Genomic DNA, 17271 nt, shown 5'->3' on the forward strand with positions numbered 1-17271 from the left:
TTCGGCGCCCCGGGCGAGCGCATGTACCGCACCGGCGACCTGGTGCGCTGGCGCGACGACGGCGCGCTGGACTACCTGGGACGGCTCGACCAGCAGGTGAAGATCCGCGGCTTCCGCATCGAGCTGGGCGAGATCGAGAGCCGTCTGTTGGCCCATGAATCGGTGGCCGAGGCGGCCGTCGTTGCAAGAGAAACCCCCAGCGGCAAGCAACTGGTCGGTTACCTGGTACCGCGCGGCCCGCTCGATCCGCAACAGCTCCGCCGCCAACTGGCTGAAGTGCTGCCGGACTACATGGTGCCGGCGCAGCTGATGCTGCTGGAGCGCCTGCCGCTAACCCCGGCGGGCAAGCTGGACCGCGCCGCGCTGCCCGAGCCGCAGTGGCAGGCGCGGGACGACTACGAAGCGCCACAGACCGACTCCGAGCGCATCCTCGCCGGGATCTGGGCGCAGCTCTTGGGCCTGCCGCGGGTCGGTCGCAACGCCCGCTTTTTCGAGCTGGGCGGCGACTCCATCGTCGCCCTGCAGGTGGTCGGCCGCGCGCGTCAGCAGGGGCTGGCGCTGACGCCGCGCGATCTGTTCCAGCAGCAGAGCCTGGCGGCGCTGGCCGCGGTGGCCCGGCCGCTGGCCGCGCCGCGCATCGAGCAGGGCCCGGCCGAGGGCGCCGTGCCGCTGCTGCCGATCCAGGCGCGCCTGCTCGAACGCCAGGGCACGGCGCCGTGCAACCAGTACCTGCTGGTCGAGCTGGCCGAGGACCTCGAGCCGATCCTCCTCGAGCAGGCCCTGCAGGCGCTGGTGGCGCACCACGACGCGCTGCGCCTGCGTTTCGCCGCGGAAGACGGCGTCTGGCGCCAGTGGTACGGGGATGTAAACGAGCGCCATGAGCTGCTCTGGCTCTGCGAGGTGGCCGGCGAGGACGAGCTCGCCGCGCTCGGCGCCGAGGCCCAGCGCAGCCTGGACCCGCAGGCCGGGCCGTTGCTGCGCGCCTGCTGGCTGAGCCAGACCGGCTGTACCGACCGTCTGCTGCTGGCCATCCACCACCTGGCGGTGGACGGGGTGTCCTGGCGAATCCTCCTGGAGGACCTGCTGGCCGCCTACCGGCAGCTGGCGGCGGGGCAGCGCGTCGCGCTGCCGGCGCGGACCAGCTCCTTCAAGGCCTGGGCCGAGCGCCTGCAGGACTGGGCCGCCGGCCCGGCGCAGGCGCAGTGCGCCTTCTGGCAGACCCAGGAGCGCGCCTGCGCGCAGCTGCCCCTGCTGTGCCGCGAGTCGGCCCGCGAGGGCCAGCGCCAGCGTCTCGAACTGAGCCTGCCGGCCGAGTTCAGCCGCGAGCTGCTGCAGGCCGCCCAGCAGGCTTACCGGCTGCGCGCCGACGAGGTGCTGCTCACCGCGCTGAGCCGGGTGCTCTGCGCCTGGAGCGAGCAGTGCTGCGTCTGCCTGCACCTGGAAAGCCACGGCCGCGCGCCGCTGTTCGACGATCTCGACCTCAGCCGCACGGTCGGCTGGTTCACCAGCCTCTACCCGCTGCGCCTGCAGCCGGCCGCCGATCTGCCGGGCAGTCTCAAGGCGATCAAGGAGCAGCTGCGCGCGGTGCGCGACGGCGGCCTGGCCTACGGCCTGCTGCGCCGGCGCGGCGAGCTGGACGGCGTCGTCCCGCAGGTGCTGTTCAACTACCTGGGCCAGTTCGAGGACGACAGCCGCGGGCCGCTGCGCCTGCTCGACGCCGGCCTCTGGCGCGAGGCCGACGCGCCGCTCGACGCGCCCCTGTGCATCGACGCCGAGTTGCGCGGCGGCGCCCTGCGCCTGCGCCTCGACTTCAGCCCCAGCCAGTGGCAGCGCCCGACCCTCGAAGGCCTGCTGCAGCGCCTGCAGGACGAGCTGCGGGCGATCCGCGCCCACTGCGCCCACGCGCCCGCCGGTCTGACCCCCAGCGACGTGCCGCTGGCCGGGCTCGACCAGCCGCGCCTCGATGCGCTGCACGGCGTCGAGGACCTCTACCCGCTGTCGCCGCTGCAGCAGGGCCTGCTGTTCCACAGCCGGCTCGGCGGCGCCGCCAGCTACGTCAACCAGCTGTGCCTGCCGCTCTCCGGCCTCGATCCGGCGCGTCTGCGCCGGGTCTGGGAGGAGCTGCTGGCGCGTCACGCCATCCTGCGCAGCGCCTTCCTCGACGGCGAACCCCCGCTGCAGGCGGTGCACGGCGCCGTCGGGCTGCCCTGGCAGGAGCTCGACTGGCGCGCCGAGGCGGACTTCGACGCCGCGCTGCAGGCCTTCTGTGCCGCCGAGCGCGCCCGCGGCTTCGACCTCGCCCGCCCGCCCTTGCTGCGCCTGGCCCTGCTGCGCCGTGGCGCGCGCGACTGGCTGCTGGTCTGGACCCTGCACCACCTGCTGCTCGACGGCTGGAGCACCGCGCTGCTGCTCGGCGAGCTGCTGGCGCTCTACCACGGCGAGCGCCCGGCCCCGCCCTCTGGCCAGTTCGGCGACTACATTGCCTGGCTGGGGCGGCGCGACGGCGCGGCCGACGAGGCCTTCTGGCGCGCCCGGCTGCAGGGCTTCGCCGAGCCCGGCCGGGTCGCCGGCAGTCTGTCTTGCCGCACGCCGGGCGAAGGGCCGGGGCGCCATCCGCTGCCGCTGGCGGCGGAGCAGGCGGCGGCGCTGCGCGGTTTCGCCCAGCGCCACGGCCTGACCCTCAACACCCTGATCCAGGGCGCCTGGGCCCTGCTGCTCGGGCGCCTGACCGGCAAGTCGCGGGTCTGCTTCGGCACCACCGTGGCCGGCCGGCCGGCCGAGCTGGCCGGCAGCGAGCGGCTGCCCGGCCTGTTCATCAACACCCTGCCGGTGCCGGTCGCGCTGCCCGCCGCTCAGCCGCTCGGCGCCTGGCTGGCGGCGCTGCAGGCCGACAACCTGGCGCTGCGCGAGCACGAGCACACGCCGCTCTACGACATCCAGCGCTGGGCCGGACGCGCCGGCGAGGCGCTGTTCGACAGCCTGCTGGTGTTCGAGAACTACCCGCTGGGCGACGCCCTGCGCCAGGCCGAGCGCGACGGGCTGCGCCTGGGCGCGCCGCAGAGCCACGAGGCCACCCACTACCCGCTGACCCTGGCGGTGCTGCCGGGCGAGGACCTGGAGCTGCTGCTGGCCTACGACCGCGCGCAGTTCGACGCGCCGGCCATCGAGCGGCTGGCCGGCCTGCTGCGGCAGATCCTCGCCGAACTGGTCGGCGATCCGGCGCGCCGGCTGGCCGATCTCGACCTGCTGGACGCGGCGCAGCGCACGCAACTGGAGGCCTGGAACGCCTGCCGCCAGCCTCACGACCCCGCCCGCCTGCTGCCCGAGCTGATCGCCGAGCAGGCCCGCCTGCGCCCGCAGGCCATCGCCCTGGTCCACGGCGACACACGGCTGAGCTACGCCGCGCTGGAGGCCCGCGCCAACCGCCTGGCCCGCCACCTGATCGCCTGCGGCGTCGGCCCGGAGGCGCGGGTCGGCCTCTGTCTGGAGCGCGGCACGGCGATGATCGAGGGCCTGCTGGCGATCCTCAAGGCCGGCGGCGCCTTCGTGCCGCTCGATCCCGACTATCCCCGCGAACGCCTGGCCTACATGGCCGAGGATTCCGGGCTGAAATGGCTGATCACCACCTCGGCCCTGCGCGGCCGGCTGCCGCTGGGCGAGGGCGTCGAGGCGCTCTGCCTGGACCTGCTCGATACCGGCAACTACAGCGCCGAACCGCTGGCGGTGACTATTCACCCGCTGAACCTCGCCTACCTGATCTACACCTCCGGCTCCACCGGCCGGCCCAAGGGCGTGGCGGTCAACCACGCGGGGCTGTCCATGCACGTGCAGACCATCGGCCAGCGCTACGGCATGACCCCGGACGATGTGGAGCTGCACTTCGCCTCGATCAGCTTCGACGGCGCGGTCGAGCGCTGGGCGGTGCCGCTGGCCTTCGGCAGCCGGCTGGTGATTCGCGACCAAGAGCTGTGGAGCGCCGAACAGACCTGCGCGGTGCTGCAAAAGGAGGGCGTGACCATCGCCTGCTTCCCGCCCAGCTACGTCGGCCAGCTGCTGGACTGGATCGAGTCCCAGCAACTGACCTTGCCGGTACGCTCCTGGACCCTGGGCGGCGAGGCCTTCACCCGCGAGACCTACGAGCGGTTGCAGCGGGTGCTGCAGCCGAAACGCATCGTCAACGGCTACGGCCCCACCGAGACGGTGGTGACCCCGCTGATCTGGGAGGCCTTCCCGGATACCGACCTGGACGCCGCCTACGCCCCCATCGGCACCCCGGTCGGCCCGCGCCGGCTGTACGTCTTGGATGCCGAGCTCAACCCGCTGCCGCTCGGGGTGGCCGGCGAGCTGTACATCGGCGGCGAGGTGGGCCTGGCGCGGGGTTATCACCAGCGCCCCGAGCTGACCGCCGAGCGCTTCCTGCCCGATCCGTTCGGTGCCCCCGGCGAGCGCATGTACCGCACCGGCGACCTGGTGCGCTGGCGCGACGACGGCGCGCTGGACTACCTGGGGCGGCTCGACCAGCAGGTGAAGATCCGTGGTTTCCGCATCGAGCTGGGCGAGATCGAGAGCCGCCTGATGGCCGATCCGTCGGTGGCCGAGGCGGCCGTCGTTGCAAGAGAAACCCCCAGCGGCAAGCAACTGGTCGGCTACCTGGTGCCGCGCGGCCCGCTCGATCCGCTCGAAATCCGCCGCCAACTGGCCGAGGCGCTGCCGGACTACATGGTCCCCGCGCAGCTGATGCTGCTGGAGCGCCTGCCGCTGACCCCGGCGGGCAAGCTGGACCGCGCCGCCTTGCCCGAGCCGCAGTGGCAGGCGCGGGACGACTACGAAGCGCCGCAGACCGACTCCGAGCGCATCCTCGCCGGGATCTGGGCGCAGCTGCTGGGCCTGGAACGGGTCGGGCGGCAGGACCGCTTCTTCGAGCTGGGCGGCGACTCCATCGTCGCCCTGCAGGTGGTGTCGCGCCTGCGCAGCGGGCACGGTCTGGCGCTGAGCCTCGCCGCCCTGTTCGAGGCCCCGCGCCTGGCCGACTGCGCCGCGCGCATCGCCCCGGTAGAGCAGCCGGCGCCGGCGCTACGCAGCCTGCCGCGCAGCGGCGCCCTGCTGCTGTCCCACGCCCAGCGCCGCCTATGGTTCCTCGCCCGGCTGGAGCCGGAGAACACCGCCTACCACATGCCGGCCGGCCTCGACCTGCACGGCCGGCTCGACCGCGCCGCCCTGCAGGCCGGCCTGGACCTCCTGGTGGCGCGCCACGAGAGCCTGCGCACGCGCTTCGTCGAGGCCGACGGCGAGCCGCGCCAGCTCGTCCTGCCGCCGACCGGGCTGGGCATCGTCCACCACGACCTGGCCGAACTGGCGCCGGGCGAGCGCGAGGCGGCGGTGCAGGCGGTCACCGCGCAGCTGCTGCACACGCCCTTCGACCTGGCGCGCCAGCCGCTTTTGCGGGTGGTCCTGCTGCGCCTGGGCGAGAACGAACACCGCCTGCTGCTGGTGCAGCACCATATCGTTTCTGACGGCTGGTCGCTGCAGCGCTTCATCGACGAGTTCTGCCGCGCCTACGCGGCCTTCGCCGCGGGCCGCGAGCCGCGCTTCGCTCCGCTGCCGCTGCAGTACGCCGACTACGCCCAGTGGCAGCGCGACTGGCTGGCCGGCGGCGAGGGCGCGCGCCAGCTGGACTACTGGCGCGCCGCGCTGGGCGAGCACCAGCCGCTGCTGGAGCTGCCCGCCGACCATCCGCGGCCGCCGCGCGGCGCTCTGCGCGGCGCGCGCCTGCGCTTCGAGGTGCCGCAGGCGCTGACCGCGCGCCTGCGCGAACTGGCCCGGCGCGAGAACGCCACCCTGTTCGCCGTGCTGCTGGCCGCCTGGCAATCCCTGCTGCACCGCTACAGCGGCCAGGAGGACATCCGCGTCGGCGTGCCGGTGGCCGGGCGCAGTCTGCCGGAAACCGAAGGCGTGCTCGGCTGCTTCGTCAACACCCTGGTGCTGCGCGGCGCGCCGAGCGCGGACAAGCCCTTCCGCCAACTGCTCGGCGAGCTGCAGCAGGCCAGCCGCGGGGCCCTGGCCCACCAGGAGCTGCCCTTCGACCAACTGGTCGAGGCGCTGCAGCCGCAGCGCAGCCTCGGCCACCACCCGCTGTTCCAGGTCGCCTTCAACCACCAGACGGTCGACTTCTCCGCCCTGCACGACCTGCCGGGGCTGCGCGTCGAGCCGTTCGACCCCGGCGCGGCCGGGCTCAGTTCGACCTGGGCCTGGACACCGAGGAAGACCCCGACGGCCGCCTGTCCGGCTTCGTCGGCTACGCCGCCGAGCTGTTCGAGACGCCGCGCATCGAGCGCCTGGTGCAGCACTTCCTGCGCATTCTCGAAGGCCTCTGCGACGACCCGGAGCAGGCCATCGGCCGGCTGCCGCTGCTGGGCGCGGAGGAGGAGGCGCGCATCGCCGCCTGGAACCGCACCGAGCGCGACTACGGCCCCTTCGTCCCGGCGACCGAACTGATCGCCCGCCAGGCCGCGGCCACCCCGGACGCCCCGGCGTTGGCCTTCGGCGCGCGCCGGCTCAGCTACGCCGAGCTGGACGCCGCGATCAACCGCCTGGCCCGGCGCCTGCGCGCCCGCGGCGTCGGCCCCGGCGTGCCGGTCGGCATCAGCCTGGAGCGCTCGGTGGAGCTGGTGCTCGGCCTGCACGCCATCGTCCGCGCCGGCGGCGCCTACGTGCCGCTCGACCCGGACTACCCGGCCGAGCGCCTGGCCTATCTGCTCGAGGACTCCGGCATCGCCCTGCTGCTCGGCCACAGCCGGCTGCTCGACGGCCTGCCGCTGCCCGCAGGCCTCGCCGTGCTCTGCCTGGACACGGAAGACTGCAGCGCCGAGCCGGCCACGCCGCCGGACGTCGTCCTGCAGCCGGACGACCTGGCCTATGTCATCTACACCTCCGGCTCCACCGGCCAGCCCAAGGGCGCCGGCAACAGCCACGCGGCCCTGGCCAACCGCCTGCTGTGGATGCAGGAGGCCTACCGCATCGGCCCCGGCGACTGCGTGCTGCAGAAGACCCCGTTCAGCTTCGACGTCTCGGTCTGGGAGTTCTTCTGGCCGCTGATGACCGGCGCCTGCCTGGCCATCGCCGCGCCGGGCGACCACCGCGACCCGCAGAAGCTGGTCGAGCTGATCGACCGGCACCGGATCACCACCCTGCACTTCGTGCCCTCGATGCTGCAGGCCTTCGTCGCCCATCCGGGGATCGAGGCCTGCACGAGCCTGACGCGCATCCTCTGCAGCGGCGAGGCGCTGCCGGTCGAGCTGCAGACGCGGGCGTTCCAGCGTCTGCCGGGCGTCGCCCTGCACAACCTCTACGGCCCGACCGAGGCGGCCATCGACGTCAGCCACTGGACCTGCGTCGACGAGGGGCGGGCGGCGGTGCCGATCGGCCGGCCGATCGCCAACCTGCGCCTGCACATCCTCGACGGCCAGCTCCAGCGCGTGCCGGTGGGCGTGCCGGGCGAGCTGTACCTGGCCGGCATCGGCCTGGCGCGCGGCTACCACCGGCGCCCGGCGCTGACCGCCGAGCGCTTCCTGCCCGACCCCTTCGGCCCGCCCGGCGCGCGCATGTACCGCACCGGCGACCTGGCGCGCTGGCGCGAGGACGGCGCGGTCGACTACCTGGGGCGCATCGACCATCAGGTGAAGATACGCGGCTTCCGCGTCGAGCTGGGCGAGATCGAGGCGCTGCTCGCCGCCCGGGCCGGGGTCGCCGAGGCCGTGGTGGTGGCCCGCGACACGCAGATCGGCAAGCAGCTGGTCGGCTATCTGGTCGCCGACGGCGAGCCTGCCGACGAGGCCGCCTGGCTGGCCGGGCTGAAGGCCGCGCTCAAGGCGGCGCTGCCCGAGCACATGGTGCCGGCGGCGCTGGTGCGCCTGGCGCGCATGCCGCTGTCGCCCAACGGCAAGCTGGAGCGCCGCGCGCTGCCCGAGCCGCACTGGCAGACGCGTAGCTACCGCGCGCCGCAGAGCGCGCTGGAGCAGGCCCTGGCGGCGATCTGGGCGGAGCTGTTGGAAGTGCCGCAGGTCGGCCTCGACGACAACTTCTTCGAGCTGGGCGGGCATTCGCTGCTGGCCACCCGGGCGGTCGCCCTGCTGCGCCAGCGCCTGGACCTGGAGGTGCCGCTGCGCGCCTTCTTCGAACTGGACAGCCTCGCCGCCCTGGCCGAGTCGCTGGCGCCGCAGGCGCCGGCCGGCGCCGGGGGCGAGGACGGGGCGCTGCAGGAGATGGCGGCGCTGCTCGACGAGCTGGAGGCACTGTGAGCAATCCGATCGACAAGGCCGCGCTGGCGCGGCGTTTTTTGGCCCTCGGCGCGGCCGAGCAGAAGCGCTTTCTCGAACTGCTGAAGGCCAAGGGCATCCGCTTCGAACTGCTGCCGCTGGTGCCGGCGCCGCGCGGCGAACGCCTGCCGGCCTCCCACGCGCAGCGCCGGCTGTGGCTGGCCGCCCAGGTGGAGCCGGAGAGCAGTGCCTACCACATGGTCGGCGCCTTCGCCCTCGACGGCACGCTGGACCGTGCGGCCCTGCTCGGCGCGCTGGCGTTGATCGTCGAGCGCCACGAGGCGCTGCGCACGCGCTTCGTCGAGGCCGCCGGCGCGCCCTGGCAGGTCGTCGACCCGCCGCGGCCGCCGGCCCTGGAGGAACACGACCTGCGCGGCGCGCCGCAGCGCCTCGAGGAACTGGCCGACGCGCATGCCGCGCGGCCCTTCGACCTGGCCGGCGGCCCGCTGCTGCGGGTGCAGCTGCTGCGCCTCGACGCGGCGCGCTGGCGGCTGCAGATCGTCACCCACCACATCGTCTCCGACGGCTGGTCGATCGGCGTGTTCGCCGCCGAGCTGGCCGGTGCCTACGCCGCGCTGCAGCAGGGTCGGGCGCCGGTGCTCGCGCCCCTGCCGATCCAGTACGCCGATTTCGCCCTCTGGCAGCGCGCCTGGCTGGAGGCCGGCGAAGGCGAGCGCCAGCTCGCCTACTGGCGCGAGCGGCTGGGCGGCGAGCAGCCGCCGCTGGCCCTGCCGTACCGCCGGGACGGCGGCGCCGGGCGCAGCGCCGCGCGTATCGTGCGGGCGATTCCCGCCGCGCTGGCCGCACGCCTCGGCGCGCTGGCCAGAGGCGAGGGCGCGACCCTCTTCCAGCTGCTGCTGGCCGCCTTTCAGCTGCTGCTGGCGCGCTACAGCGGGCAGTGCGACATCCGCGTCGGCGTGCCGGTGGCCAACCGCCAGCGGGCGGAGATCGCCCCGCTGATCGGCTTCTTCGTCAACACCCAGGTGCTGCGCGCCGAGCTGCGCCCGCAGGAGTCTTTCCGCGACCTGCTCGGCCAGGTGCGCCGGCGCGCCCTGGAGGCCCAGGAGCACCAGGACCTGCCGTTCGACCGGCTGGTCGAGGCCCTGGCCCCCGTGCGCAACCCTGGGCAGACGCCGCTGTTCCAGGTGCTGTTCAACCACCAGCGCCGCGACCTCGGCGCGCTGCACGAACTGCCCGGCCTGCGCCTGACGCCGCTGGAGCAGCCGGTGCCGCACGCCATCTTCGACCTGGCGCTGGACAGCGAGGAAGGCGCCGACGGCGCGCTGCGCCTGGTGTTCACCCATGCCCGCGAGCGGCTCGACGGTAGCCTGGTGACGCGCATGGCCGGCCACTTCGCCGGCCTGCTCGAACGCCTGGGCGAGTCCCTCGACCGGCCGCTGGCGCAGCTGGACCTGCTCGACGCGCATGACCGGGCGCAACTGGAAGCCTGGAACGCCTGCCGCCAGTCCCACGACCCCGCCCGCCTGCTGCCCGAGCTGATCGCCGAACAGGCCCGCCGGCGCCCGGATGCCATCGCCCTGGTCCACGGCGCGACGCGCATGACCTACGCCGCGCTGGAAGCCCGCGCCAACCGCCTGGCCCGCCACCTGATCGCCTGCGGCGTCGGCCCGGAGGCGCGGGTCGGCCTCTGTCTGGAGCGCGGCACGGCGATGATCGAGGGCCTGCTGGCGATCCTCAAGGCCGGCGGCGCCTTCGTGCCGCTCGATCCCGACTATCCCCGCGAACGCCTGGCCTACATGGCCGAGGATTCCGGGCTGAAATGGCTGATCACCACCTCGGCCCTGCGCGGCCGGCTGCCGCTGGGCGAGGGCGTCGAGGCGCTCTGCCTGGACCTGCTCGATACCGGCAACTACAGCGCCGAACCGCTGGCGGTGACTATTCACCCGCTGAACCTCGCCTACCTGATCTACACCTCCGGCTCCACCGGCCGGCCCAAGGGCGTGGCGGTCAACCACGCGGGGCTGTCCATGCACGTGCAGACCATCGGCCAGCGCTACGGCATGACCCCGGACGATGTGGAGCTGCACTTCGCCTCGATCAGCTTCGACGGCGCGGTCGAGCGCTGGGCGGTGCCGCTGGCCTTCGGCAGCCGGCTGGTGATTCGCGACCAAGAGCTGTGGAGCGCCGAACAGACCTGCGCGGTGCTGCAAAAGGAGGGCGTGACCATCGCCTGCTTCCCGCCCAGCTACGTCGGCCAGCTGCTGGACTGGATCGAGTCCCAGCAACTGACCTTGCCGGTACGCTCCTGGACCCTGGGCGGCGAGGCCTTCACCCGCGAGACCTACGAGCGGTTGCAGCGGGTGCTGCAGCCGAAACGCATCGTCAACGGCTACGGCCCCACCGAGACGGTGGTGACCCCGCTGATCTGGGAGGCCTTCCCGGATACCGACCTGGACGCCGCCTACGCCCCCATCGGCACCCCGGTCGGCCCGCGCCGGCTGTACGTCTTGGATGCCGAGCTCAACCCGCTGCCGCTCGGGGTGGCCGGCGAGCTGTACATCGGCGGCGAGGTGGGCCTGGCGCGGGGTTATCACCAGCGCCCCGAGCTGACCGCCGAGCGCTTCCTGCCCGATCCGTTCGGTGCCCCCGGCGAGCGCATGTACCGCACCGGCGACCTGGTGCGCTGGCGCGACGACGGCGCGCTGGACTACCTGGGGCGGCTCGACCAGCAGGTGAAGATCCGTGGTTTCCGCATCGAGCTGGGCGAGATCGAGAGCCGCCTGATGGCCGATCCGTCGGTGGCCGAGGCGGCCGTCGTTGCAAGAGAAACCCCCAGCGGCAAGCAACTGGTCGGCTACCTGGTGCCGCGCGGCCCGCTCGATCCGCTCGAAATCCGCCGCCAACTGGCCGAGGCGCTGCCGGACTACATGGTCCCCGCGCAGCTGATGCTGCTGGAGCGCCTGCCGCTGACCCCGGCGGGCAAGCTGGACCGTGCCGCCTTGCCCGAGCCGCAGTGGCAGGCGCGGGACGACTATCAGGCGCCGCAGGGCGACAGCGAACGGATTCTGGCGGAAATCTGGGCGCAGCTCTTGGGCCTGCCGCGGGTCGGGCGCAACGACCGCTTTTTCGAGCTGGGCGGCGACTCCATCGTCGCGTTGCAGGTGGTCGGCCGTGCGCGCCAGCAGGGGCTGGCGCTGACGCCGCGCGACCTGTTCCAGCATCAGCGCCTGGCCGAGCTGGCCGGCGTGGCGTGTCCGCCGGCAGCCCAGGCCGTCGACAGCGGGCCGGCCGAGGGCGCCGTGCCGCTGACGCCGATCCAGGCGCATTTCTTCGCCCTCGGCCAGGCCGTGCCGGCGCACTGGAACCAGTCGCTGTGGCTGGAGCTGCAGCGCCCGCTCGATCCCGACCGGCTCGAACAGGCCCTGCAGGCGCTGGTGGCGCACCACGACGCGCTGCGCCTGCGTTTCGCCGCGGAGGATGGCGTCTGGCGCCAGTGGTACGGGGCGCTGGACGAGCGCCACGCGCTGCTCTGGCGGCGCGAAGCCGTCGATGCCGGCGAGGCCGAAGCCTTCTGCGAAGCGGCCCAGCGCAGCCTGGACCTGCACGAAGGCCCGCTGCTGCGCGCGCTCTACCTGCGCCAGCACGGACAGCCGGACCGCCTGCTGCTGGCCATCCACCATCTGGCGGTGGACGGGGTGTCCTGGCGCATCCTGCTGGAGGACCTGCTGGCCGCCTACCGGCAGCTGGCGGCGGGGCAGGGCGTCGCGCTGCCGGCGCGGACCTGCTCCTTCAAGGCCTGGGCCGAGCACCTGCAGCGCTGGGCGAGCGGCGAGGCGGCGCGCCGCGAGCTGGATCTCTGGTGCTCGCGACTGGCCGGCCCGGCGCCGGAGCGGCCGGCGCCGCGGGCGACCTTCGCCGAGCGCCGCAGCCTGCGCCTGGCCTTCGACCGCGCGACCACGCAGCGCCTGCTCGGCGGCGCGGCCGGCGGGCGCCTTGACGCGCTGCTACTCGCCGCCCTGACCCGCGCCTACTGCGCCTGGTGCGGCGAACCGGCGCTGCGCGTCGATCTCGAAGGCCACGGCCGCGAGCCGCTGGCCGAAGGGCTCGACCCGAGCCGCACGGTCGGCTGGTTCACCAGCCTCTACCCGCTGCGCCTGCCGGCGGCCGGTGGCCCGCTCGAACAGCTGGAGCAGGTGCTCGCCGGGCTGCGCCAGGTGCCGCATGGCGGCGTCGGCTACGGCGCGCTGCGCTGGCTCGGCACGCCCGAGGCGCGCGCCGCCCTGGCCGCGCTGCCGCCGGCGCAGCTGACCTTCAACTACCTCGGCCAGTACGCCGGCGAGGCGGACGGCTGGTTCCGCCCGCTGGAGGGCGGCGGCGCCCAGCAGGCGCCCGACAATCCGCTGGGCAGCCTTCTGGCCGTCAACGGGCAGATCTTCGACGGCGCGCTGGCGCTGGCCTGGGAATACGCCGCCGGCCACTACGCCGAGGCGGACGTCCGCGCGCTGGCCGAGGCCTTCCGCGCCGAACTGCTGGCGCTGCTCGACGCCCTCGCCGGCGCGGGCGCCGCCGGGCCTTCGCCGCTGGTGCGCCTGTCGCGCCGGCCGGCGCCGGGTACGCCGCTGTTCTGCCTGCATCCGGTCACCGGCCGGGTCACCGGCTACCAGCCGCTGGCCGCGGCGCTGGAGGGCCGGCACCACCTGCTGGGCCTGCAGTGCCGCAGCTTCCTCGACCCGCAGTGGCGCGACGCGAGCCTCGCGGCGCTGGCCGACGCCTACCTGGCGGCGCTGCTCGCCGAACAGCCGCAGGGGCCGTACCGGCTGCTCGGCTGGTCGCTGGGCGGCAGCCTGGCGCTGGAGCTGGCCGCGCGGCTGGAGGCGCGCGGCGAGACGGTGGCCTTCCTCGGCCTGCTCGACTGCTACGTGCCGGGCACCGAGATCGCCGAAGACGACGCCCGCCATCCCGAGGCGCGGGCGCGTTTCGCCGGGCATCTGCGCCTGCTGCTGCCGGAGCTGGCGGCGCCGGACGATCTGCTGGAGCGGCTCGCACCCCTGACGCCGCTCGACTGGCCGGCGGCCGGCCGCGCCTGGCTGGCCGCGCAGCCGCTGGACGCCCTGGCCGGCAGAGCCTGGAGGAGCTGCTGTTCGCCTGGGCGGTCGAGCAGCACCTGCGCCGGCTGTGCGCCGGCTACCGGCTGCCGGCGGTTTCGGTGCGCCCGCACTGCTGGTGGGCGGCGCAGCCGCCGGGGCGCGCCGAGCTGCTGCGCGCCGGGCTGCGCCGGGCGCTGGGCGAGCCGGCCGGCGAGCGGATCGTCGACACCGACCACCTGGGCATCGTCCGCACCGCCGAGGTGTTCGCCGGACTGGCGCAGGTGCTGGACAGCCTGCAGGGGTAGGGGCGGCAGCGCCGCTGCCGTTGGCGGGTAACGCTGCGCGGTTACCCGCCCTACGGGGTGAGGGGATAGGGGCGGCCATGTCTGCGTAGGGTGGGAAACGGCCGCAGGCCTTTCCCGCCATGGCCGCGGCCACGCTGGAAAATCGCTGCGCGAGTTTTCCACGGGGTGGCCATCCACCCTGCGGGCTACCCGCTGCGCGCTTTTATTCCCTTGCAGATCAATCGGTTGCGGCAATGAAACAATCTTTTACCGGAAATTCCTAAATTTTCCCCGACCCGATCCGTCTTTACAGGCAGGCCTGGATGCAAACAAGAAGCCTTCTTATTTATGGGTTGTGGGGAGTTAGGAGCATGAGGTTGTCGCATCATCCACGGGGGCGGTCCGCTCCCTTCGCCCGAAGGCGTCTGGCCGTGGCGCTGCTCTGCGCGCTGGGCGCGGGCGCCCTGCCGGCCGGCGCCGTCGAGGAGGACGAGGAGGACAAGGGCGTGCTGCAACTGGAGCAGGTCTCGGTGGTCGACAAGGCCGACAGCCCGGTCGGTCCGGACACCGGCTACACCGCCAAGCGCACCCTGTCCGCGACCAAGACCGACACGCCGCTCAACGAGATCCCGCGCTCGGTGTCGATCACCACCGAGCAGCAGATGCGCGACCGCAAGGTGGTCAGCGTCAGCGACGCCCTGCGCTACACCGCCGGCGTGCAGGCCGGCTACTTCGGCGAGGACAACAAGCAGGACTGGTTCATCATCCGCGGCTTCAAGCAGGCCAACAACGGCCTCTACCGCGACGGCAACCGGGTGCATTCCTCCGGCTTCTTCAGCTGGCAGATCGACCCCTTCCTGCTCGAGCGGGTCGAGGTGCTCAAGGGCGCCTCCTCGGTGCTCTACGGCCAGAACCCGCCGGGCGGGGCGATCAACCTGGTCAGCAAGCGGGCGCCTTCCACCGCCTTCGGCGAGGTCGGCGTGCAGTACGGCAGCTACGACCACAAGCAGATGACTCTGGACATGGGCGGCCCGCTGGACGACGAGGGGCGCATCCTCTACCGGATCACCGCGCTCAGTCGCGACAACGGCACCCAGGTCGACCACGTCAACGCCGAGCGCCTGCTGTTCGCGCCGACGCTGACCTTCAACTTCACCGACGACACCTCGCTGACCCTGCGCGCCAGCCTGGATCGCGACAAGTCCGACCCGATGCTGCAGTTCCTGCCCGCCGAGGGCAGCCTGGAGCACGGCGCCGCCAACGGGCAGATCGACGACGAGGACGCGGTGGGCGACCCGAGCTACGAGAAGTTCGAGCGCCACCAGTACAGCTTCGGCTACGAGTTCAGCCACCGCTTCAACGACGCCTGGTCGTTCCAGCAGAACCTGCGCTACGGGCACATGGACCTGGAGCTGCGGCAGATGTACAGCGCCGGCTACCTGAACGATCTGCTGCCCGGCGCCGACCCCACCCGCCGCCAGCTGATGCGCGGGCTGAGCAACGCCGACGGCCAGTCCGACTCGATCTCGGTGGACAACCGCGTGGTCTACAAGTGGGAAGGCGACCGCCTGAAGAGCACCCTGCTGATGGGCCTCGACTACCAGAAGCTCGACATCGACGACAAGGACTACGCCAGCGACCCGCTGGTGCTCAGCCCCATCGACATCTACAACCCCAGCTACGGCGGCCGGGTCAGCCTGGTCAACTACAGCCTGCAGTCGGTGACCGACGCCGACCTGCAGGATTTTCGCACCCGCTTCGACCAGCTCGGCCTCTACCTGCAGGAGCAGGTCAAGTTCGATGACCGCTGGGTGCTGCTGCTCGGCGGGCGCTACGACAAGTCGCGCGCCGACATCGACAACCGCACCACCGGGGTGGACAAGAACGTCCGCGACGAGGAGTTCACCTGGAACGCCGGGCTGGCCTACCTGTTCGACAACGGCCTGACCCCCTACGTCAGCTACTCGGAGTTCTTCCTGCCGGTCGCCGAGGTCAACGGCCGCACCGGCGACCCCTTCGAGCCGGAGGAGGGCGAACAGTGGGAGGCCGGCCTCAAGTACCAGCCGCCCGGCTTCGACGGCTCCTTCAACCTCGCGGTGTTCGAGCTGACCCAGAGCAACGTGCGCAAGAACACCGCCGGCGGCATCCAGACCCAGCTGGGCGAGGTGCGCACCAAGGGCATCGAGTTCGAGGCGGTGGCCAACGTCACCGAGCGCCTGAGCCTGACCGGCTCGATGACCTACCTCGACGCCGAGACCACCAAGTCGGTGCGCGCCAACGAACGCGGCAAGACGCCCTCGCAGGTCGCCGACCGCATGGCCTCGCTGTGGGCGGTCTACACCTTCCGGGGCGGCCCGCTGGACGGCCTCGCCCTGGGTGGCGGCGCGCGCTACACCGGCAACAGCTGGGGCGACAACACCGAGACCATGGAAGTCCCGTCCTACACCCTCTACGACGCCATGGCCAGCTACAGCTGGGACGCCGTCAAGCTGCAGCTCAACGCCACCAACGTGACCGACAAGAAGTTCGTCGCCACCTGTGATTACTACTGCTGGTATGGAACCGCCGCAATGTCACAGCCTCTCTCAGCTATTCCTGGTAACGCCGAACTGCCTTTGCCCGACGGCCGGCGGCTGTCCGCCGCGGGCAGCCTGCTGCTGCTCGACGGCGCGCCGCTGCTGCGCCTGGAGGGCGCCGACGGGCCGCTGCACTGCGAGGTGCTGGCCGAGCCGGAATTCGCCCTGCAGGCGCTGGCCTACTGGCGCTTCAGCCGCGAGCCCGACTGCCAGCGCCTGGCGCTGGCCCTGCCCGACGGCGTGCCGGAAGCGCTGCTGGAGAGCGGCCTGCTCCGCCTCGACGACGGGGTGCCGGTCATCGAGCGCGCCGCCTTCTGGCAACTGCCGGGGCTCTGGCAGCGCGGCCGGCGCAGCGCCGGCTATCCCGAGCAGCCGTGCCTGCACGCCTCCGGGCGGCGCCATCCGCGCCGTCCGCCCAAGCCGCGGGGCGAGGTCTACCGGCGCTTCGACGCCCGCCTCGGCGCCTGGGTGGCGCTGCGCAGCCTCGACGTCGAGACGGACCTGGCGCGCTTCAACCGCTGGCAGAACCATCCGCGGGTGGCCGCCTTCTGGCAGGAGCAGGGCGACCTGGCGCAGCACCGCCGCTACCTGGAGGAACTGGCCGCCGACCCGCGGGTGCTGACCCTGATCGGCGCCTTCGACGACGAGCCCTTCGCCTACTACGAGGCCTACTGGGCCAAGGAGGACCGCATCGCGCCCTTCTACGCGGTCGACGACTACGACCGCGGCATCCACATGCTGGTCGGCGAGGACCGCCACCGCGGCCCGCACAAGGTCGCCGCCTGGCTCGGCGCGCTGGTCCACTACCTGTTCCTCGACGAGCCGCGCACCCGGCGCATCGTCTGCGAGCCGCGCGCCGACAACGCGCGGATGATCCAGCACCTCCAGGCCCTGGGCTTCGCCCGGCTCAAGGAGTTCGATTTCCCGCACAAGCGCGCCGCCCTGATGCTGCTGGAGCGCGAGGCCTTCTTCGCCCGCTGCCGGCTGGCGTGAGCACGTTTTAACAACGCGAGTCGCGCTCGACGCGGCCACCACCACTGATGAGGTC

Annotated in this window: 3 protein-coding genes and 1 pseudogene; all 4 read left to right on the forward strand. The window is 73.0% G+C overall.

Annotation, left to right across the window (positions count from 1 at the left end):
- Positions 1 to 21: 21 nt before the first annotated feature.
- Entirely contained in the window at positions 22 to 6495 is a 6474-nt protein-coding gene (locus Atro_RS14475; RefSeq protein ID WP_497923325.1) for an amino acid adenylation domain-containing protein, read from the forward strand.
- 56 nt (positions 6496 to 6551) lie between these two features.
- Positions 6552 to 8297 (forward strand): annotated as a pseudogene (locus Atro_RS14480) (amino acid adenylation domain-containing protein); the annotation flags it as partial.
- Positions 8294 to 13699: an amino acid adenylation domain-containing protein gene (locus tag Atro_RS14485; protein ID WP_497923326.1), complete on the forward strand. Its 5406-nt coding sequence runs from the start codon at positions 8294 to 8296 to the stop codon at positions 13697 to 13699. The pseudogene Atro_RS14480 and the gene Atro_RS14485, both read left to right, overlap by 4 nt.
- Before the next feature lie 319 nt (positions 13700 to 14018).
- On the forward strand, positions 14019 to 17216 hold the full coding sequence (locus Atro_RS14490; protein WP_497923328.1) for a TonB-dependent siderophore receptor: 3198 nt from the start codon (positions 14019 to 14021) through the stop codon (positions 17214 to 17216).
- Positions 17217 to 17271: the final 55 nt, after the last annotated feature.

It is taken from the genome of Azotobacter tropicalis (genome assembly GCF_059739045.1).

Excerpts from the sequence above, each read along its gene's own strand:
- Atro_RS14490 (WP_497923328.1), top strand. The coding sequence starts at position 14,019 with ATGAGGTTGTCGCATCATCCACGGGGGCGGTCCGCTCCCTTCGCCCGA.
- Atro_RS14475 (WP_497923325.1), top strand. The coding sequence starts at position 22 with ATGTACCGCACCGGCGACCTGGTGCGCTGGCGCGACGACGGCGCGCTG.